This is a genomic window from Streptomyces naganishii JCM 4654 (assembly GCF_014650575.1).
Classification (GTDB): domain Bacteria; phylum Actinomycetota; class Actinomycetes; order Streptomycetales; family Streptomycetaceae; genus Streptomyces; species Streptomyces naganishii.
This window is the reverse complement of sequence record NZ_BMVF01000017.1, coordinates 63,170-81,836: the sequence shown is the minus strand read 5'-3', so window position 1 is coordinate 81,836 and position 18,667 is coordinate 63,170. Positions and strand designations below refer to the sequence as shown.

18 protein-coding genes are annotated in these 18,667 nt (G+C 71.9%); 1 reads left to right on the top strand and 17 read right to left on the bottom strand.

Annotated features, from left to right (window positions below; all coding sequences use genetic code 11):
* Both IE217_RS26830 and pyrR read right to left on the bottom strand, forming a co-directional pair.
* A complete protein-coding gene (locus tag IE217_RS26830) occupies nucleotides 1–1,032 on the bottom strand; it encodes an aspartate carbamoyltransferase catalytic subunit (protein ID WP_190180523.1) in 1,032 nt (343 codons plus the stop codon).
* A gap of 102 nt (nucleotides 1,033–1,134) precedes the next feature.
* Nucleotides 1,135–1,722 carry a bifunctional pyr operon transcriptional regulator/uracil phosphoribosyltransferase PyrR gene (pyrR, locus tag IE217_RS26825; protein ID WP_190180522.1) on the bottom strand — a complete coding sequence of 196 codons (588 nt, stop codon included), beginning with the start codon at nucleotides 1,720–1,722 and terminating at the stop codon, nucleotides 1,135–1,137.
* Between the two features lie 242 nt (nucleotides 1,723–1,964).
* On the opposite strand from pyrR, the gene bldD reads away from it, so the two are divergent.
* Nucleotides 1,965–2,468, top strand: coding sequence for a transcriptional regulator BldD (bldD, locus tag IE217_RS26820; RefSeq protein WP_018570201.1), 504 nt, complete (start codon nucleotides 1,965–1,967; stop codon nucleotides 2,466–2,468).
* Nucleotides 2,469–2,666: 198 nt separating this feature from the next.
* Here bldD and nusB read toward each other — a convergent pair whose 3' ends face one another.
* The 15 genes from nusB to IE217_RS26745 form a co-directional block, all read right to left on the bottom strand.
* Nucleotides 2,667–3,110, bottom strand: coding sequence for a transcription antitermination factor NusB (gene nusB, locus IE217_RS26815; RefSeq protein ID WP_190180521.1), 444 nt, complete (start codon nucleotides 3,108–3,110; stop codon nucleotides 2,667–2,669).
* A gap of 2 nt (nucleotides 3,111–3,112) precedes the next feature.
* Entirely contained in the window at nucleotides 3,113–3,679 is a 567-nt protein-coding gene (gene efp, locus IE217_RS26810; protein ID WP_189707259.1) for an elongation factor P, read from the bottom strand.
* A 48-nt stretch (nucleotides 3,680–3,727) separates the two neighbouring features.
* A complete protein-coding gene (locus IE217_RS26805) occupies nucleotides 3,728–4,834 on the bottom strand; it encodes an aminopeptidase P family protein (RefSeq protein WP_190180520.1) in 1,107 nt (368 codons plus the stop codon).
* A 105-nt stretch (nucleotides 4,835–4,939) separates the two neighbouring features.
* The gene (locus tag IE217_RS26800; RefSeq protein ID WP_373298140.1) at nucleotides 4,940–5,878 is read right to left on the bottom strand and encodes an AAA family ATPase; all 939 of its coding nucleotides are present in this window, start codon (nucleotides 5,876–5,878) and stop codon (nucleotides 4,940–4,942) included.
* A gap of 593 nt (nucleotides 5,879–6,471) precedes the next feature.
* Complete coding sequence (gene aroB / locus IE217_RS26795; protein WP_190180519.1) at nucleotides 6,472–7,563, bottom strand: 3-dehydroquinate synthase; 1,092 nt, start codon at nucleotides 7,561–7,563, stop codon at nucleotides 6,472–6,474.
* Nucleotides 7,560–8,078, bottom strand: coding sequence for a shikimate kinase (locus IE217_RS26790; RefSeq protein ID WP_308432773.1), 519 nt, complete (start codon nucleotides 8,076–8,078; stop codon nucleotides 7,560–7,562). The genes aroB and IE217_RS26790 overlap by 4 nt, the downstream gene beginning before the upstream one ends.
* Nucleotides 8,075–9,259 (bottom strand): chorismate synthase, encoded by a 1,185-nt coding sequence (aroC, locus tag IE217_RS26785; protein WP_190180518.1) that lies wholly within the window; start codon nucleotides 9,257–9,259, stop codon nucleotides 8,075–8,077. The genes IE217_RS26790 and aroC overlap by 4 nt, the downstream gene beginning before the upstream one ends.
* A 170-nt stretch (nucleotides 9,260–9,429) precedes the next feature.
* Entirely contained in the window at nucleotides 9,430–10,278 is an 849-nt protein-coding gene (locus IE217_RS26780; protein WP_190180517.1) for a shikimate dehydrogenase, read from the bottom strand.
* On the bottom strand, nucleotides 10,259–12,046 hold the full coding sequence (gene mltG / locus IE217_RS26775) for an endolytic transglycosylase MltG (protein WP_190180516.1): 1,788 nt from the start codon (nucleotides 12,044–12,046) through the stop codon (nucleotides 10,259–10,261). The genes IE217_RS26780 and mltG overlap by 20 nt, the downstream gene beginning before the upstream one ends.
* Before the next feature lie 122 nt (nucleotides 12,047–12,168).
* Nucleotides 12,169–12,633 carry a Holliday junction resolvase RuvX gene (ruvX, locus tag IE217_RS26770; RefSeq protein ID WP_190180515.1) on the bottom strand — a complete coding sequence of 155 codons (465 nt, stop codon included), beginning with the start codon at nucleotides 12,631–12,633 and terminating at the stop codon, nucleotides 12,169–12,171.
* 8 nt (nucleotides 12,634–12,641) lie between these two features.
* Nucleotides 12,642–15,314: an alanine--tRNA ligase gene (gene alaS / locus IE217_RS26765; RefSeq protein WP_190180514.1), complete on the bottom strand. Its 2,673-nt coding sequence runs from the start codon at nucleotides 15,312–15,314 to the stop codon at nucleotides 12,642–12,644.
* Entirely contained in the window at nucleotides 15,314–15,682 is a 369-nt protein-coding gene (locus IE217_RS26760) for a hypothetical protein (protein ID WP_190180513.1), read from the bottom strand. Before IE217_RS26760 ends, alaS begins: the two co-directional genes overlap by 1 nt.
* A 9-nt stretch (nucleotides 15,683–15,691) precedes the next feature.
* A complete protein-coding gene (locus tag IE217_RS26755; protein WP_229865626.1) occupies nucleotides 15,692–16,159 on the bottom strand; it encodes a DUF948 domain-containing protein in 468 nt (155 codons plus the stop codon).
* 216 nt (nucleotides 16,160–16,375) lie between these two features.
* Nucleotides 16,376–16,990: a 30S ribosomal protein S4 gene (rpsD, locus tag IE217_RS26750; protein ID WP_190180512.1), complete on the bottom strand. Its 615-nt coding sequence runs from the start codon at nucleotides 16,988–16,990 to the stop codon at nucleotides 16,376–16,378.
* A 318-nt stretch (nucleotides 16,991–17,308) separates the two neighbouring features.
* Complete coding sequence (locus tag IE217_RS26745) at nucleotides 17,309–18,664, bottom strand: replication-associated recombination protein A (protein ID WP_190180511.1); 1,356 nt, start codon at nucleotides 18,662–18,664, stop codon at nucleotides 17,309–17,311.
* Between the last annotated feature and the right edge of the window lie 3 nt (nucleotides 18,665–18,667).

The window sequence follows — 18,667 nt, the reverse complement described above, 5'->3', positions numbered from 1 at the left end:
TTACTTCTCCTCGGCGAAGGGGGTGTGCGCGGAGCGCTCGTCGGAAGGGTGGTGGTGGGAGACGGGTGGGCGGGCGTGGGTGACGGCGGGCTCGTTGCCGCCGAGCAGCAGGTACAGCACGGCCATCCGGATGGAGACGCCGTTGGCGACCTGCTCGACGACGGTGCAGCGGGGCGAGTCGGCGACCTCGGCGGTGATCTCCATGCCGCGGACCATGGGGCCGGGGTGCATCACGACGGCGTGCTCGGGCATCCGTGCCATGCGGTCGCCGTCGAGGCCGTAGCGGCGGGAGTACTCGCGCTCGGTGGGGAAGAAGGCGGCGTTCATCCGCTCGCGCTGGACCCGGAGCATCATCACCGCGTCCGACTTGGGCAGCACGGCGTCGAGGTCGTAGGAGACCTCGCAGGGCCAGGACCCGACGCCGACGGGCAGCAGGGTGGGCGGGGCGACCAGGGTGACCTCGGCGCCGAGGGTGTGCAGCAGGTCGACGTTGGAGCGGGCGACCCGGCTGTGCAGCACGTCGCCGACGATGGTGACGCGCTTGCCGGACAGGTCCTGGCCGAGGCCCGCGTCCCGGCCGGTCAGCCGGCGGCGCATGGTGAAGGCGTCGAGCAGGGCCTGGGTGGGGTGCTGGTGGGTGCCGTCGCCGGCGTTGATGACGGCGGCGTCGATCCAGCCGGAGTTGGCCAGCCGGTAGGGGGCGCCGGAGGCGCCGTGCCGGATGACGACGGCGTCGACGCCCATGGCCTCCAGGGTCTGGGCGGTGTCCTTCAGGGACTCGCCCTTGGACACGCTCGAACCCTTGGCGGTGAAGTTGATGACGTCCGCCGACAGCCGCTTCTCGGCGGCCTCGAAGGAGATCCGGGTGCGGGTGGAGTCCTCGAAGAAGAGGTTGACGACGGTGCGGCCGCGCAGGGTCGGCAGCTTCTTGATCGGCCGGTCGGCGACCCGGGCCATCTCCTCGGCGGTGTCGAGGATCAGGACGGCGTCGTCGCGGGAGAGGTCGGCGGCCGAGATGAGATGACGCTGCATCTGTCAGGCTCCGTAAGGCAGTTCATTCAGGAGAATTCGGGCACAGGGCGCGTGGGGGCACACGCGCGGGACGTACGGCGGGAGGTACGCGCGCGCGTGGGGCTACGGCTGCTGCTCGCCCGGGGCGGCCGGCTTGACGCCGAGCAGCACGGTGTCGCGGCCGTCCTCCTCGGCGAGCTGGACCTTGACCGTCTCCCGCAGCGACGTGGGGAGGTTCTTGCCGACGTAGTCGGCGCGGATGGGCAGTTCGCGGTGGCCGCGGTCGACGAGGACGGCGAGCTGGACCGCGCGGGGGCGCCCGAGGTCGTTCAGGGCGTCGAGGGCGGCGCGGATGGTGCGGCCGGAGAAGAGCACGTCGTCGACGAGGACGACCAGCTTGCCGTCGAGGCCGTCACCGGGGATCTCGGTGCGGGCCAGCGCACGCGGCGGGTGCATGCGCAGGTCGTCGCGGTACATGGTGATGTCGAGGGAGCCGCGGGGGATCTTGCGCTCGGTGATCTGCTCGAGCTTGGCGGCGAGCCGCTGGGCGAGGAAGACGCCACGGGTCGGAATGCCGAGGAGCACCACGTCGTCGGCGCCCTTGGCGCGCTCGACGATCTCGTGGGCGATGCGGGTCAGCGCCCGCGCGATGTCGGGGCCCTCGAGAACGGGCCGCGCATCGGACGCTTGCGGGTTGGCGTGCGTGTCCATACGAAACGGACCTCCTTCTCCGCCTCACGGGACGGACCTTAAAGGACGTCGGAATTGCGCCATCTACGGTAGCAGGTGCCGCGGACCGCCCCGATCACCCCCCTGGCGCAACCGTCGGCAACCGGCCGGGAAGAAGCGGTGCGGACCATTCGGCTTGACGCGGCAGAGTAACGCTGCGTAACCTCACAGTGAGTTACCAGCCGCGCGGCCCAGCCCGCGTCGACACAGTGCCGGGGAGCTATATGTCCAGCGAATACGCCAAACAGCTCGGGGCCAAGCTCCGGGCGATCCGCACCCAGCAGGGCCTTTCCCTCCACGGTGTCGAGGAGAAGAGCCAGGGCCGCTGGAAAGCGGTCGTGGTCGGTTCGTACGAGCGCGGCGACCGCGCCGTGACCGTGCAGCGCCTCGCCGAACTGGCGGATTTCTACGGGGTCCCCGTGCAGGAGCTGCTGCCCGGCACCACGCCGGGCGGTGCCGCCGAGCCGCCGCCGAAGCTGGTCCTGGACCTGGAGCGGCTGGCCACCGTGCCGGCCGAGAAGGCGGGCCCGCTCCAGCGCTACGCCGCGACGATCCAGTCCCAGCGCGGTGACTACAACGGCAAGGTGCTCTCGATCCGCCAGGACGACCTGCGCACCCTCGCCGTCATCTACGACCAGTCGCCCTCCGTCCTGACCGAGCAGCTGATCAGCTGGGGCGTGCTGGACGCGGACGCGCGCCGCGCGGTGGCGTCCCACGAGGAGGCCTGAGCCCCTCAGGCCTCGCCCACCCCAGCAGAAACGTGCCGTCGGGGTGGCCGGAACTTCACGGTTCCGGCCACCCCGACGGCCGTCTGCGGCCTTCCCCGAGGACCTGCGCGGCCCAGTGGGGCGAGGGGCCGCGGACATGCCGAGGGGCCCGCAGCGGCTGTGCTGCGGGCCTCTCGGCATGTCTGCGGCCGGCTGTTCTCAGCCCTCGTCGCTCGCGTCGCGGCGCAGCGAGGGCTTGAGGTCCTTGAGCCGGCCGAGCAGGCCGTTGACGAACGAGGGCGACTCGTCCGTGGAGAACTCCTTCGCCAGCTGGACCATCTCGTCCAGCACGACGGCGTCCGGGGTCTCGTCCACCCAGATCAGCTCGTAGGCGCCGAGCCGCAGGATGTTGCGGTCGACGACCGGCATGCGGTCCAGGGTCCAGCCGACGGCGTACTGGGCGATCAGCTCGTCGATGCGGGTCGCGTGGTCGGCGTAGCCCTCGACCAGTTGCATCGTGTACTCGCTGACCGGCGGCTGCCGGGTGTCGGACCGGGAGAGCCGGATCCAGTCCGCGAGGACGGTCAGGACGTCGGCGCCGCGCTGGTCGCCCTCGAAGAGGATCTGGAAGGCACGCTTGCGGGCCGTGTTGCGGGCGGCCACGGTTAGCTGTTCACCCGGCCGAGGTAGTCGCTCGTGCGGGTGTCGACCTTGATCTTCTCACCGGTGGTGATGAAGAGCGGGACCTGGATCTGGTGGCCGGTCTCCAGCGTGGCGGGCTTGGTGCCGCCGGTGGAGCGGTCGCCCTGGAGGCCCGGCTCGGTCTCGGCGATGGTCAGCTCGACGGCGGCCGGCAGCTCGACGAAGAGCACCTCGCCCTCGTGCTGCGCGACGGTGGCGGTGAAGCCCTCGACCAGGAAGTTGGCGGCGTCGCCGACGGCCTTGCGGTCGATGTGCAGCTGGTCGTAGGTCTCCATGTCCATGAAGACGAAGTACTCGCCGTCCATGTAGGAGAACTGCATGTCGCGCTTGTCGACGGTGGCCGTTTCGACCTTGACGCCGGCGTTGAAGGTCTTGTCGACGACCTTGCCGGAGAGCACGTTCTTGAGCTTGGTGCGCACGAAGGCCGGGCCCTTGCCGGGCTTGACGTGCTGGAACTCGACGACGGACCAGAGCTGGCCGCCTTCGAGCTTGAGCACCATGCCGTTCTTGAGGTCGTTCGTGGAAGCCACGGTTGCTTCAATCTCCTGGACTTACGTGGACGACCCCGGGGCACGCGCCTACAACGCGAGCAGCTCCTTGGTCGTGATGGTGAGTAGCTCGGGTCCGCCGTCCGCCTCGGGGCGTACGACGAGCGTGTCATCGATCCGGACACCGCCCCGGCCCGGGAGGTGGACCCCCGGTTCGACGGTGACCGGCACGCAAGCGTCCAGTTTACCCATGGCCGCGGGGGCCAACTGCGGGTCCTCGTCGATTTCGAGCCCCACGCCGTGCCCGGTGAGCGACTGCAGCCCCTCGGCGTACCCGGCGGAGTCCAGCACCTGCCGCGCCGCGCGGTCCACATCCCGGTAGGCGGCGCCCGGGGCCAGCGCCTCGCGGCCCGCCCGCTGGGCGGCGAAGACCAGGTCGTACAGCTGGATCTGCCAGTCCGCGGGAGAGGTGCCGATCACGAAGGTACGGCCGATCTCGCAGCGGTAGCCGCGGTAGGCGGCGCCCAGGCACACCGAGAGGAAGTCGCCCTCCTCCACCCGGCGGTCGGTGGGGCGGTGGCCGCGGCGGCCCGAGTTGGGGCCGGTGGCCACGGAGGTGGGGAACGCGGGGCCGTCGGCGCCGTGGTCGACCAGGCGCCGCTCCAGCTCCAGGGCGAGGTGGCGCTCGGTGCGGCCGACCAGGATGGACTCCAGGAGCTCACCCAGGGCCTGGTCGGCGATCTCCGCGCCGATCCTCAGACAGGAGATCTCCTCCTCGTCCTTGACCACCCTGAGCTGTTCGACCGCGCCGCCCAGGTCGGCGAGGCGGAGTCTGGACGCGACCGAGGCCAGGGCGCGGTGGCGGGCCACGGTGAGGTGGTGCTCCTCGATGGCGAGGGAGTCGGCGCCCTGGGTCTGGGCGAGCCCGGCGGCGGCGACGGCCGGGTCGCCGCCCGGCTGGGGCAGCACCTGGACCCTCACCGCCTCGTCGGGTCGCCCCTCGTAGGGCCGGTCGTCCGGTGGGCTCTGGCACACCAGCAGGTCCTCGTGCCTTCCGAGGAGCAGGACGGCACCGTGCGGGGCCGCGCCCGCCAGGTACCGCACATTGGCGGGGCGAGTCACCAGCGCCGCCGCGCTGCCGCCCGCGTTGCAGCGCTCCCTCAGCCGGGTCCGGCGGGCCGCGTACACCTCTGACATGAACCGAGCGTACGATTTCCGCCCGGTTTTGGCCGGTTGAGGGCGGCCGAGTGGGCGGTGGGTGATATGTACCGATTCAGTGGGTGACGTTCGCGGGCGGCCCGGCTACCACGCCGGGGGGCTCGTGAGAGCACGCGCCAGTACGTCGTCCAGGAGCTGGGCCGTCCGGGGGATGTCGAGCTGGGAGTTGTCGATGATCGGCAGGCCCGAGCCGTACCAGCCGGCCATGCGGCCGTGGATCCGGGCGACCTCCTCGTCGGTGAGGCGGCGGTTGCCGCTGCGCCGGGCGTTGCGCTCCAGGACGACGTCCAGTCCGGGCAGGAGGACGACCGGGAGGAGACCGGGCCCGACGTGGCGTTTCCAGCCGCCGAGGCCGACGACCGGGCGGTCCGGGAAGACGGCGTCGTCGAGGATGCAGGAGATGCCGTTGGCCAGGAAGTTCCGCGCGGCGAATCCACAGGTGCGGCGGGCGAGGCGGTACTGCGCCTCGGAATTGTCGTTCCAGCCCGATTGGGGGTCGGCGAAGCCGGAGCGGACCCATTCGCGCACGTCGTCGAGGCTGATGTGCGCGGTGGGGACCCGGCGGTGGCCGGCCCAGTACCTGGCGACGCTCGTCTTTCCGGCACCGGCCGGTCCGATCAGCAGCACGGCGAGGGTGGTGGTGGTCGGGTCGGGCACGGAGTGCGCGGGCGGCGGACTCGGCATGGCCACGGGGCCGCCCGGGGGCAGCCGGACGTGCCCGGTGACATCGGTCGCGGGCACCGGCCCCCGGGGCACAGGAGGCACACCGGGCTGCCCGTGAACGGGCCCGGCGGGCCCGTGAGCCGGCGGCACGGGCACAGACCGCCCAGGCCCTGCGGCCCCCGGCCCCTGCCCCGCGGCAGCACCGGGCAGGGAAGGCCCCGCTCCCGGCCCGGAGACAGCACCGGGCAGCGGCGCTACGGGGGCGGCACCGGGGTGGACGCCCGGGTACTGCGTCCCTTGGCCCTGCGGGCCGGGCTGCGGCGGGCCGATGTGGGCATCTTGCTGCCAGCCTGGGTCCAGGGGACCCGGCCGCTGCGGGCCGAGGTGGGGACCCGGCTGCGGCCCCAGCGGGCCCGGCTGCTGCGGGCCCAGGTCGGGTGCCGGGTGCTGCGGGCCCGGGCGCTGGGGATGCTGGGCGTCGGGGGACGACTGCTGTGGCCCGTGGCCCTGTGGGCCGGCGTGGGGGTCCGGCCGGTGTGGGTCCTGGGGCATCGGGCCCGGGTGGTCAGGCATCTGGGAGTTGTTGGGGGTTGGGGCCTGCCCCGGGGGGTGGGGCGGTGGCAGCGGAGGACCCACTGCGTGCTGCATCCGGTGCCACTCCGTCTCGTCTGTCCCGGCCGGTCGGCCGCGGCGTTGGGCGCTGGCGGCGGGGCCGGACCCCGCTCCCTACCGAACGGTACCGTCCCCGGCCGCCGCATGGTGAACGGCCCGGGGCACCCCGAAGTGCCCACGCGCGCGGGGCGATCCGGCGGACGGGCCACGGGCACCGGCCGATCCGGCGGCGGGCACCAAGCACCGGGACCGGGTGACCCGGCGGGCGGCCACAGGCGCGGGGCGACCGCGGCGGCCGGCCCCGGGCACCGGCGGATCCCGTGGGAGGGGCGGGGCGGGAGCTACTGCCCGACCTCGCCGTAGGCCGCCAGGAGCACGGCCGGGTCGGGGCCCTCCAGCACGGTGGGCTTGGCGAGGCCGTCCAGGACGATGAACCGCAGCAGGTCGCCGCGGGACTTCTTGTCGACCTTCATGGTCTCCAGGAGCTTCGGCCACTGGTCGTACCGGTAGTGCAGGGGCAGGCCCACGGCCTCGAGGACCGCACGGTGACGATCGGCCGTGGCGTCGTCCAACCGGCCCGCAAGGCGGCCCAGTTCGGCGGCGAAGTGCATGCCCACGGCCACCGCCGCGCCGTGCCGCCACTTGTAGCGCTCGTTCTTCTCGATGGCGTGGCCGAGCGTGTGGCCGTAGTTCAGGATCTCCCTGAGGCCCGACTCCTTGAGGTCGGCGGAGACGACCTCGGCCTTGACCCTGATGGAGCGCTCGATGAGTTCGGCGGTGTGCGGACCGGCCGGGGTGCGCGCGGCCTCGGGGTCGGACTCGATCAGGTCGAGGATGACCGGGTCGGCGATGAAGCCGGCCTTGATGACCTCGGCCAGCCCGGAGACGTAGTCGTTGACCGGGAGGGAGTCCAGCGCCGCCAGGTCGCACAGCACGCCCGCGGGCGGGTGGAACGCGCCCACGAGGTTCTTGCCCTCGGCGGTGTTGATGCCGGTCTTGCCGCCGACCGCCGCGTCGACCATGGCGAGCACCGTGGTCGGCACCGCGATCCACCGCACCCCGCGCAGCCAGGTCGCCGCCACGAACCCGGCGAGGTCGGTGGTGGCGCCGCCGCCCACGCCGACGATGACGTCGGTGCGGGTGAAGCCGGACTGGCCGAGCGCCTTCCAGCAGTACGCGGCGACCTCGGCGGTCTTGGCCTCCTCCGCGTTGGGCACCTGGATGGCGACGGCCTCGTAGCCCTGTCCGGCCAGGTCGGCGCGGAGCGCGTCCCCGGTCTCGGCGAGCGCCTCGGGGTGGACGACCGCGACCCGCTTGGCCTTCTGGCCGATCAACCCGGCGAGTTCACCGAGGAGCTGACGGCCGATCAGGACGTCGTAGGGCTCGCTGCCCGCGGTCCCGCCGACGTGGATCCGCGTCACTGCCTCGCTCATGCTTCCTTCAACTCCAGTGCGTCCAGGACGGCCCGGGCGACCTCTTCGGGGCTTCGGCCGTCGGTGGCCACCACCGCGGTGGCGACCTCCTCGTACAGGTGCCGGCGGGCCTCCATCAGCTCGCGCCACTGCTTGCGCGGGTTGATCGCGAGCAGGGGACGCGCCACGTTCAGGCCGGTGCGCCTGACGGCCTCCTCGACGTCCATGGAGAGGTAGACCACGGGCAGTCCGACGAGCAGCGCGCGGGTGTCCTCGTCGAGGATCGCGCCGCCGCCGAGGGCGAGTACGCCGTCGTGCTCGGCCAGCGCCCGGCGTACCGCGCGCTTCTCGATCGCGCGGAAGGCGGGCTCGCCCTCCTCGACGAAGATGTCGGCGATGGTCCGGCCTTCGGCGGCCACGATGTCCTCGTCGGTGTCCCGGTAGCCGGCGCCGAGCCGCTCGGCCAGCAGCAGCCCGACCGTGGACTTGCCCACGCCCATCGGGCCGACCAGGACGACCGCGGGCCCGCCGCTCACCGGATGGCCAGGTGGTCGAGGTAGGACCGGACGTTGCGGCGGGTCTCGGTCACGCTGTCGCCGCCGAACTTCTCCGCCACCGCGTCCGCGAGGACGAGCGCGACCATGGCCTCGGCGACGATGCCCGCGGCCGGCACGGCCGAGACGTCGGAACGCTGGTGGTGCGCCTGGGCCGCCTCACCCGTGGCCACGTCCACGGTCCTCAGGGCGCGCGGCACGGTCGCGATCGGCTTCATCGCGGCCCGCACCCGGAGCAGCTCGCCCGTGGACAGGCCGCCCTCGGTGCCGCCCGCACGCCCCGAGGTGCGCCGGATGCCCTCGGGCGTGCTCACGATCTCGTCGTGCGCCTTGGAGCCGGGCACCCGCGCCAGCCCGAAGCCGTCACCGATCTCCACGCCCTTGATCGCCTGGATGCCCATCAGGGCCCCGGCCAGCCGGGCGTCCAGCTTGCGGTCCCAGTGCACGTGCGAGCCCAGGCCCACCGGCACGCCGTACGCCAGCACCTCGACCACACCACCGAGGGTGTCGCCGTCCTTGTGGGCCTGGTCGACCTCCGCGACCATCGCCTTCGACGCGTCCGCGTCCAGGCAGCGCAGCGGGTCCGCGTCCAGCCTCTCCACATCCGCGGGCGTGGGGTACACACCCTGGGGGGCCTTCACCGAGCACAGCTCGACGACATGGCTGACGATCTCGATGCCGGCCGTCTCCTTCAGGTACGACCGCGCCACCGCGCCCAGCGCCACCCGTGCCGCCGTCTCCCGCGCGGAGGCCCGCTCCAGGATCGGCCGGGCCTCGTCGAAGCCGTACTTCTGCATCCCCGCCAGGTCCGCGTGACCGGGCCGGGGCCGGGTCAGCGGCGCGTTGCGGGCCAGTTCGGCGAGCTCCGCCGGGTCGACCGGGTCGGCCGCCATCACCTGCTCCCACTTGGGCCACTCGGTGTTGCCCACCATGATCGCGACCGGGGAACCGAGCGTGAGGCCGTGCCGGACGCCGCCGAGGAAGGTGACCTCGTCGCGCTCGAACTTCATACGGGCGCCGCGCCCATAGCCCAGGCGCCGCCGTGCGAGGTGGTCGGCCACCATCTCCGTGGTGATCGGCACGCCGGCGGGAAGGCCCTCCAGCGTCGCGACAAGCGCGGGTCCGTGGGACTCCCCCGCGGTCAGCCAACGCAACCTGCTCAACGATGCTCCTCAGTGCTCGCGCCCTGGTCCTGCCCTGCGTACGCGCACCCTCGCGCGTGGTGACGGCACCGCCGGGTGCGCGACCCCGGCCCGCCACCTCCGATCCTCCCACGTCCGGCCGGGTCGTCCGGCCGGAGGTCCATCAGGCGGACGCGGGGACGGACGGCCGGTCAGTCCCGGGCGCGGGCGGCGAGGGCGCGCTCCCCCGCCTTGCGCATGGCGTCGAGCGGGGCCGGGGCACGGCCGGTCATCTGCTCGACCTGGAGGACCGCCTGGTGCACCAGGAGGTCCAGGCCGCCGACGACGGCGCCGCCGGCCATGGACCAGCGTGCCGCGAGTGCGGTGGGCCAAGGGTCGTAAAGCACGTCGAAGAGGGTGGCGGGGCGCTCGGGCACGGCGGCGGCGAGGGCGTCCGTTGTACCGGCGGGCGTGGTGGCGACGACCAGCGGGGCGGTCAGGGCCTCGTCGGCCCGCGACCAGTCGGCGGTACGGACCTCGACGTCCAGCCGCTCGCCCCAGCGGCGCATCTCGGCGGCGCGGGCGTCGCTGCGGACGTAGGCGACGACCTCGCCGGAGCAGACGCGGGCGAGGGCGGCGAGCGCGGAGGACGCGGTGGCGCCGGCGCCGAGGATCGCCGCCCTCTCGACCTGCTCGATGCCGTGCTCCCGCAGTGCGGCGACCATGCCGGGCACGTCGGTGTTGTCGCCGAGCCGCCGCCCGTCCTCGGTGAACACGACGGTGTTGACCGCCTCGACGGAGGCGGCCGTGTCGCTGACCTCGTCGACCAGCGGCATGACGGCGCGCTTGAGCGGCATCGTCAGCGACAGCCCCGCCCACTCGGGGCCGAGCCCGTCGAGGAACCCGGGCAGGCCGGCCTCGCCGACCTCGAACCGGTCGTACGACCAGTCGGTGAGCCCCAGCTCCTCGTAGGCCGCGCGGTGCAGCACCGGGGAGAGGGAGTGGGCGATGGGCGATCCCAGTACGGCGGCGCGGCGGGCGTCAGTTGCCCGAGCTGGCATTGAACTTTTCCTTGAGCTTCTGGAATTCGGCGTAGGTCTTGGCGAACTCGGTCTTGTTCATACCGTCGGTCGCCACGAAGTAGATCCAGCCCTCGTCGGTCGGGTTCAGCGCGGCCTTCAGCGCGTCGTCCCCCGGGTTTCCGATCGGTCCGGGCGGCAGGCCCTTGTTGGTGTACGTGTTGTACGGGCTCTTGTTGCTGTTGATCTCTTTTTCGCTGATGTGGATCTTGCTCTCGCCCTTCAGGTAATTGAAGGTCGAGTCGAACTGCAGCAGCTGGTTGGTCTCGGTGTTCGTGGGCTTGAGCCGGTTGTAGACCACCTCCGCCATCCTGCGGAAGTCGTCGTGCGTCTTGCCCTCGGCCTGGACCAGGCTCGCCACCGTGACCATCTGCAGCGGATCGGCCAGGTTGAACTCCTTGGCCTTGGCCGTGAGGTCGTAGCGGCCGTAGGCCTGGGTGGCCTGGGTGACCATCTGCTTGAGCACCGCGTCGGGCTTCATGCCCTTGGCCGCGGGATAGGTGCCCGGCCAGAGGAAGCCCTCCAGCGGGTCGAGGATCTTGCTGTTGCTGTTCGCCCAGCTCGGCAGGCCGAGGGACTTGTAGTTCTCGGCGGCGAGTTTCTTCGTGGTGCCGTTCGCGAGGTCCAGCTGCTTGTCGATCGCCGCGTAGACCTGAGCGTTGCGCTCGCCCGGCTTGACCAGCACGTTGCTCTGGCTCTTGGGGTCGAGCATCAGCGCGACGGCACTCGCCGCGGACATCTGTTTCCTCAGCAGATAGGCGCCCGCCTGGATCTGCTTGCCGTTCGGGTTCTGCGACTGCGCGGCCACGAAGGCGTCCACGCTCTTCACGACACCGGCCGCCTTCAGCGCGCGGCCGATGTCGTAGCCGCCCGCGCCCTTGGGGATCTCCACGGTCACGGTCTGGTCGATGCCGTTGCCCGCGAAGTCCGGGGCCGTGCCGAAACGATTTTGGTAGAACTGGTAGCCGTAGTAGCCGACGCCGGCCAGGCCGCCGCCGAAGACCATGACCACGACCAGGCAGGCGCAGCCGTTGCGGCGCTTCTTGCCGGTCTTCCCGCCCTTGCCGCCCCGCCCCTTGCGGTCGCCGCGCCCGCGGCTGCCGTCCGGATCGTCGGCGCCGGGGTCCTCGTCCTCGTCGTCGCCGCCCGCGAAGAAGGCGTGCTCCTCGTCGTCCTCGCCGGGCTCGGGGTCCCAGTCGGGGCGCGGCTCGGGCTCGGCCTTGCGGCGACCGGGCGGCTCCGGCGGCGGGTAGGCCTCGGGCGTGCCGTAGAAGTCGGGCTGCCCGGCGCCGTAGCCGGCGGGCTGCTGGCCGTACGGGTCGGCCGGGTCACCGGTGTAGGGGACCTGCGGCTGCGCCCCGGTGCCGTCCCAGCCGCCCTGGTGGTAGTGCTGCTGCTGGAGATGGCCCGCGTACTGCTGGTCGTACTGCTGCTGGCCGTGCTGGCCGTGCTGGTGCCCCTGCTGGTCGTACTGCTGCTGGCCGTGCTGGTCGTACTGCTGGTGGCCCTGCTGGTCGTACTGCTGCTGGTGGCCCTGCTCGCCGTAGTGCGGCTGGGCGCCCTGGTGCTCCGGCTGCTGCTGGTGGCCCCACTCGCCGTACTGCGGCTGCTGGGGATGGTGCTGCGAACGGCCGCCGTAGGGGGACTGCTGACCCGCGTGGGCCTGCTGTCCTCCCCATCCGCCGTCCCCGTACAACGGGTCCTCCGGATGCCACGGTTCGGGGCCTGGGCCCCGGCCATACTCAGTCATCGATCCCCTAGAGCCGCGAGGCGGCGGTCGCGCGGCTTCTCGCCCGGCTTCCGTCCCGCCTCTTTGCTGTGCGGCGGCTGTTCGAACACCGCCGCATCGCGCGGAACGTTACCGTATCGCGATCAGATGACCACTTCGACGCCCTCGCCGGGTGCTTTGCCTGACACCCGTTCGGATTCCAGGGCCTGCTGCAGGATGATGACGGCGGCGGCCTGGTCGATGACGGAGCGTCCCTTCCTGGACCGCACCCCGGAGGCGCGCAGCCCCTGACTGGCCGTGACCGTCGTCATCCGCTCGTCCACCAGGCGGACCGGCACCGGTGCGATGCCCTTGGCCAGTTCACCGGCGAAGGCGCGGACCTTGACCGCGGCCGGTCCCTCGCCGCCCTTGAGCGAGCGAGGGAGACCGACGATCACCTCGAGGGGCTCGTACTCCTCGACGAGCTGCCTCAGGCGGCGGTGCGCCGCCGGGACGTCCCGGCCGGGAACCGTCTCCACCGGCGTGGCGAGGATCCCGTCGGGGTCGCACGAGGCGACCCCGATCCGGGCGTCGCCGACGTCGATCGCGAGCCGGCGTCCCCTTCTCATCGCCGAGCTCACTTGGCCGTTTCCGCCACGAGACGCTCGACGGCGTCCACGGCCTCGCCGACCGCGGCCGGGTTCTGGCCGCCGCCCTGGGCGACGTCCGGCTTGCCGCCGCCACCGCCGCCGAGGGTCTTGGCGGCGGCGCGGACCAGGTCACCGGCCTTCAGGCCACGCTCCCGGGCGGCCTCGTTGGTGGCGATGACCGTGAGCGGCTTGCCGTTGTTGACGGTGAACAGGGCCACCACGGCGGCACGGCCGCCCTGGATGCGGCCGCGCACGTCGAGGACCAGCTTGCGCAGGTCGTCGGGCGTGGTGCCGTCCGGGACCTGGCCGGTGACGACGGCGACGCCGCGCACGTCCTTGGCGGACTCGGCGAGACCGGCGGCGGCCTGGAGCACCTTCTCGGCGCGGAACTTCTCGATCTCCTTCTCGGCGTCCTTCAGCTTGCCGAGCATGGCGGAGACCTTCTCCGGCAGCTCCTCGGCTCGGCCCTTGAGCAGCTCGGTGAGCTGGTTGACGACCGTGTGCTCGCGGGCGAGGAAGTTGTAGGCGTCGACGCCGACGAGGGCCTCGATACGGCGCACACCCGAGCCGATCGACGACTCGCCGAGCAGCTTGACCAGGCCCAGCTGGGCGGTGTTGTGGACGTGCGTGCCGCCGCACAGCTCCTTGGAGAAGTCGCCGATGGTCACGACGCGGACCCGCTCGCCGTACTTCTCGCCGAACTCGGCGATGGCGCCCTGCTTCCGGGCGTCGTCGATGCCCATGACCTCGGCGCGGACGTCGAGGTCGCGGGCGAGCACCTCGTTGATCTTCTGCTCGACGTCGGTCATCACGGCCGTCGGGACGGCGGACGGGGAGCCGAAGTCGAAGCGGAAGCGGCCGGGCTGGTTCTCCGAGCCCGCCTGGGCGGCCGTCGGGCCGAGGGCGTCGCGCAGGGCCTGGTGGGTCAGGTGCGTGGCCGAGTGGGCGCGGGCGATGGCCTTGCGGCGGCGGTTGTCGATGGCGGCGTGGGCCTTGGCGCCCACCGTCACCTCGCCGACCTGGACGACGCCCTTGTGGACGTAGACGCCGGGCACCGGCTTCTGGCAGTCGCGGACCTCGATGACGGCGCCGGAGTCGGCCTTGATGCGGCCGGTGTCGCCGATCTGGCCGCCGCCCTCGGCGTAGAACGGGGTGCGGTCCAGGACGACCTCGACCTCGTCGCCCTCGGTGGCGGCCGGGGAGGAGACGCCGTCGACGAGGATCCCGACGATGGTGGACTCGCCCTCGGTGTCGGTGTACCCGATGAAGTCGGTCTCGCCGGCGGTGTCGGCGATCTCACGGTAGGCGCCGAGGTCGGCGTGGCCGGTCTTCTTGGCCTGGGCGTCGGCCTTGGCGCGCTCCCGCTGCTCCTTCATCAGGCGGCGGAAGCCCTCCTCGTCCACGGCGAGGCCCTGTTCGGCGGCCATCTCCAGGGTGAGGTCGATGGGGAAGCCCCAGGTGTCGTGGAGCAGGAAGGCCTTGTCGCCGGGCAGCACGGTGCCGCCGGCCTGCTTGGTCTCGGTGACGGCGGTGTCGAGGATGTTGGTGCCGGCCTTGAGGGTCTTCAGGAAGGCGTTCTCCTCGGCGAGGGCGACCTTCTCGATGCGCTCGCGGTCGGTGACCAGCTCCGGGTACTGCTGCCCCATCATGCCGATGACGACCTCGATGAGGTCCTTGACGACCGGGCCGGTGGCGCCGAGCAGGCGCATGTTGCGGATGGCGCGGCGCATGATGCGGCGCAGCACGTAGCCGCGGCCCTCGTTGCCGGGGGTGACGCCGTCGCCGATGAGCATGGTGGCGGTGCGCATGTGGTCGGTGACCACGCGCAGGGACACGTCCGAGCCGTGGGCGTCGCCGTAGGCCACGCCGGTCAGTTCGGTGGCCTTCTTGATGACGGCCATGGAGGTGTCGATCTCGTACATGTTCTGCACGCCCTGCAGAATCATGGCGAGCCGCTCGAGGCCGAGGCCGGTGTCGATGTTCTTGCTCGGCAGGTCCCCGAGGATCTCGAAGTTGTCCTTGCCGGTGCCCTCGCCGCGCTCGTACTGCATGAAGACGAGGTTCCAGATCTCCACGTACCGCTCGTCGTTGACGGCGGGGCCGCCCTCGGCGCCGAACTCGGGGCCGCGGTCGTAGTTGATCTCGGAGCAGGGGCCGCAGGGGCCGGGCACGCCCATGGACCAGAAGTTGTCCTTCATGCCCAGGCGCTGGATGCGCTCGGCGGGGACGCCCACGACGTCGCGCCAGATCTGCTCGGCCTCGTCGTCGTCCTTGTAGACGGTGATCCAGAGCTTCTCCGGCTCCAGGCCGTAACCGCCCTTGTCCTGGGGGGTGGTGAGCAGCTCCCAGGCGAGCTTGATGGCGCCTTCCTTGAAGTAGTCGCCGAAGGAGAAGTTGCCGCACATCTGGAAGAAGGTGCCGTGCCGCGTGGTCTTGCCGACCTCTTCGATGTCCGGGGTGCGCACGCACTTCTGCACGCTGGTGGCGCGCGGGAAGGGCGGCTTGACCTCGCCCAGGAAGTAGGGCTTGAAGGGCACCATGCCGGCCGGGACGAGGAGCAGAGTCGGGTCGTCCGCGATGAGCGACGCCGAAGGGACGACGGTGTGCCCGCGCTCCTCGAAGAAGCTCAGCCAGCGGCGGCGGATCTCAGCCGACTCCATCAGTGGTCCTCATTCCGGTTGTACGAGTACGTCGGGTACGACGGGTCCGTGGGATTCCCGGCGTACTTCGGGCTGTTGCGGTTCTCGATGGCGGCGTGCCGCCGGGGCGCGGGGAGTTCGGGGTCGACGGGGGCGTTGATGCCGAGGGCGTCGCCGAGTTCGGCCTCCCGCTGGGCCATGTTGTCGCGGACGTCGAGCGCGAAGCCGACCGCGCGGTCCTTGATGCGGTGGCCGGTCTCGAGCGCCTTGCTGGCCGCGGTCGCGGCGAGGGACTCGGGGGTCAGCTGCCTCAGCTTGCGGTTGACCTTGGTGGTGGCCCAGACGCCGGCGGCGACACCGGTGCCGAACCAGAACGTACGGCGGAACATGGCTAGTCCTTACTTCTCCCGGTTGTTCCGCTTCCCCCGCCGGGCGGCCGGGACGGTGCGGCCCACGATCACGTTACGCCCGGAGGTACTGGCGGGCACGTCCTGGCCCTTGCGGCCGCCGAGCGCGCGGCGGACGCCGTAGCCGAAGGCCGCGACCTTGACCAGGGGGCCGCCGAAGGTGGAGGCGACGGTGGTCGACAGCGCGGAGGCGTTGGACGTGACCTCCTGGACGTCGGAGGCGATCGCGTCGACACGGTCGATCTGGGTCTGCGCGGAGCGCACCGCCTGCGAGGCGTCGGCGAGCAGTGGAACCGCCTGGTCGGTCACGTCCGCGACGAGTTTGGTGGTCGCCCTGAGCGTCTGGGCCAGCCTCGCCAGCGCGACGGCGAGGAAGGAGACCAGGATCGCCCAGAAGACGGCCACCAGGATCCCGGCCACCTCTCCACCGGTCACTGTGCGCACCCGCTCCCTGAACATGCAGTGAACATCGGAATCAAAAGAATCAGTGCACCGAGCCTATCGCGCCGCGGGTGGGGCTCCGTACCGGATTACCGTCCGCGGCGGGGCGGCCGTCGCGCGGACGCGTGAGCCCGCCGGCTCACCCGCCCTCGCGGGCGGGGAGACGGCGGGCTCGACTGCGGTGCTGCTGCGCGCGGTGGTACCGCGCGCGGTGGTGCTACGGCGTGCCGGTGATCAGCGGGCGTAGTACTCGACGACGAGCTGCTCGTCGCAGATCACCGGGATCTCCTTGCGGTTCGGCTCGCGGTCCAGGCGGAACGCCAGGGCCTTGAGGTTCACCTGGAGGTAGCGCGGGGTCTCGCCCTCGGGGGCGAAGCCGCCCTCACGGGAGATCTGGAAGAGCGTCTTGTCCTTGGAGCGGTCGCGGACCTGGACGACGTCGTCGGGGCGCACGCGGAAGGACGGCTTGTCGACCTTCTGGCCGTTGACCTGGATGTGGCCGTGGACGACCATCTGGCGAGCCTGGTAGATCGTGCGGGCGATGCCCGAACGCAGGACCAGCGCGTCGAGACGGCGCTCGAGCTCGATGATCAGAGCCTCACCGGTCTTGCCCTGGACCTTGGAGGCACGCTCGTAGGCGCGGACGAGCTGGCGCTCGGACACGTCGTACTGCGCACGCAGACGCTGCTTCTCGAGCAGACGGACCTTGTAGTCCGAGTTCTGCTTGCGGCCGCGGCCGTGCTCACCCGGCGGGTAGGGGCGGGCCTCGAAGTACTTGACGGCCTTCGGGGTCAGCGCGATGCCGAGGGCACGCGACTTCTTGACCTTGGGGCGGGACTGGTTCGCCACTGTTTTCCTTTTCCTAGTTTTCCGGCTCGTCAGTGTTCAGGGAGGTCGCATCCGCAGCCGAGAAAACCCGCCGGGTCCGCGTGGGACCTGCCGGGCAGCCGCTTCCCTGGTCTGGGCACATACGTGCAGCACGCGAGTGGCCCACCTGCCGGTCCCGGTGCTCCGGGTGGTGGTGGGCTGCCCGCGACACCGAATCGACGGTGCGCGACGCTCCTGGATTCCGGCCCCGGGGGGCTGGGATCCGGCTGGTTGTCCCGCTCTGACGCGCCGGCCGAAGCCGGACACGGGACTCAGCGCTCCGGGAAGTCTACAGGGTGCTCACGACCGCTTACGACCGAGCCGCTGCCTGGTCCACTCCACCGCGTCCGCGTACCGCGCCTCGGCGCCGTGCCGGCCCGGGGTGTAGTACTCGCGGTCCTTGAGGGCGTCCGGCGCGTACTGCTGGGCGGCGATGCCCTCGGGCAGGTCGTGCGGGTAGACGTAGCCCTGGGCGTGGCCGAGCTTGGCGGCGCCCTTGTAGTGCCCGTCGCGCAGGTGGGGCGGCACGGGACCGGCCAGTCCCTTGCGCACGTCGTCCAGGGCGGCGCCGATCGCGGTGGTCGCCGAGTTGGACTTGGGGGCGAGGGCCAGCGCGATGGTGGCGTGGGAGAGGGTGAGCGCGGCCTCGGGGAAGCCGATCATGGCGACGGCCTGGGCGGCGGCCACGGCTATGGGCAGCGCGTTCGGGTCGGCGAGGCCGATGTCCTCGCTGGCGGAGATCATCAGGCGGCGGGCGATGAACCGGGGGTCCTCGCCGGCCTCGATCATCCGGGCCAGGTAGTGCAGGGCCGCGTCGACGTCGGAGCCGCGGATGGACTTGATCAGGGCGCTGGCGACGTCGTAGTGCTGGTCGCCGTCGCGGTCGTACTTCACCGCGGCCCGGTCGACGGTCTCCTCCAGGGTGGTGAGGCCGATCTCGCTCTCGCCCTTGTCGAGGGCGGCCCCGGCGGCGGCCTCGAGCGCGGTCAGGGCCCGGCGGGCGTCGCCGCCTGCGATGCGCAGCAGGTGGTCCTCGGTGTCCTCGGGGAGGGCGACGGTGCTCTTGAGTCCGCGCTCGTCGTCGAGGGCCCGGCGGAGCAGGCCGCGGACGTCGTCGTCGGTGAGGGGTTCGAGGGTGAGGAGCAGGGAGCGGGACAGCAGCGGGGAGATGACGGAGAAGTACGGGTTCTCGGTGGTGGCGGCGATCAGGGTCACCCAGCGGTTCTCGACGGCGGGGAGCAGGGAGTCCTGCTGGGCCTTGCTGAAACGGTGGATCTCGTCGAGGAAGAGGACGGTCTCCTTGCCGTACCCCCCGGAGGCGCGGCGGGCGCCGTCGATGACCGCGCGGACCTCCTTGACGCCCGCGGTGATCGCCGAGAGCTCCACGAAGCGCTTGTTGGTGGCCTTGGAGACGACGTAGGCCAGGGTGGTCTTGCCGGTGCCGGGCGGTCCCCAGAGGATCACCGACGAGGGTCCCGCGGGGCCGCCCGCGCCCTCGCCGACCAGCCGGCGCAGGGGTGAGCCGGGCTTGAGCAGGTGCTGCTGGCCGACCACCTCGTCCAGGGTGCGCGGGCGCATCCGGACGGCCAGGGGGCTGGCGGCCGGGTCCTTCTCCTGGCGTTCCTCTGCTGCGGCGGTGAACAGGTCGGGTTCCACGCT

Bases quoted from the DNA above. Each gene is read 5' to 3' on its own strand.
- IE217_RS26830 (WP_190180523.1), bottom strand. From the start codon at position 1,032: ATGCAGCGTCATCTCATCTCGGCCGCCGACCTCTCCCGCGACGACGCC.
- pyrR (WP_190180522.1), bottom strand. From the start codon at position 1,722: ATGGACACGCACGCCAACCCGCAAGCGTCCGATGCGCGGCCCGTTCTC.
- bldD (WP_018570201.1), top strand. From the start codon at position 1,965: ATGTCCAGCGAATACGCCAAACAGCTCGGGGCCAAGCTCCGGGCGATC.
- IE217_RS26805 (WP_190180520.1), bottom strand. From the start codon at position 4,834: ATGTCAGAGGTGTACGCGGCCCGCCGGACCCGGCTGAGGGAGCGCTGC.
- aroB (WP_190180519.1), bottom strand. From the start codon at position 7,563: ATGAGCGAGGCAGTGACGCGGATCCACGTCGGCGGGACCGCGGGCAGC.
- IE217_RS26780 (WP_190180517.1), bottom strand. From the start codon at position 10,278: ATGCCAGCTCGGGCAACTGACGCCCGCCGCGCCGCCGTACTGGGATCG.
- mltG (WP_190180516.1), bottom strand. From the start codon at position 12,046: ATGACTGAGTATGGCCGGGGCCCAGGCCCCGAACCGTGGCATCCGGAG.
- ruvX (WP_190180515.1), bottom strand. From the start codon at position 12,633: ATGAGAAGGGGACGCCGGCTCGCGATCGACGTCGGCGACGCCCGGATC.
- alaS (WP_190180514.1), bottom strand. From the start codon at position 15,314: ATGGAGTCGGCTGAGATCCGCCGCCGCTGGCTGAGCTTCTTCGAGGAG.
- IE217_RS26760 (WP_190180513.1), bottom strand. From the start codon at position 15,682: ATGTTCCGCCGTACGTTCTGGTTCGGCACCGGTGTCGCCGCCGGCGTC.
- IE217_RS26755 (WP_229865626.1), bottom strand. From the start codon at position 16,159: ATGTTCAGGGAGCGGGTGCGCACAGTGACCGGTGGAGAGGTGGCCGGG.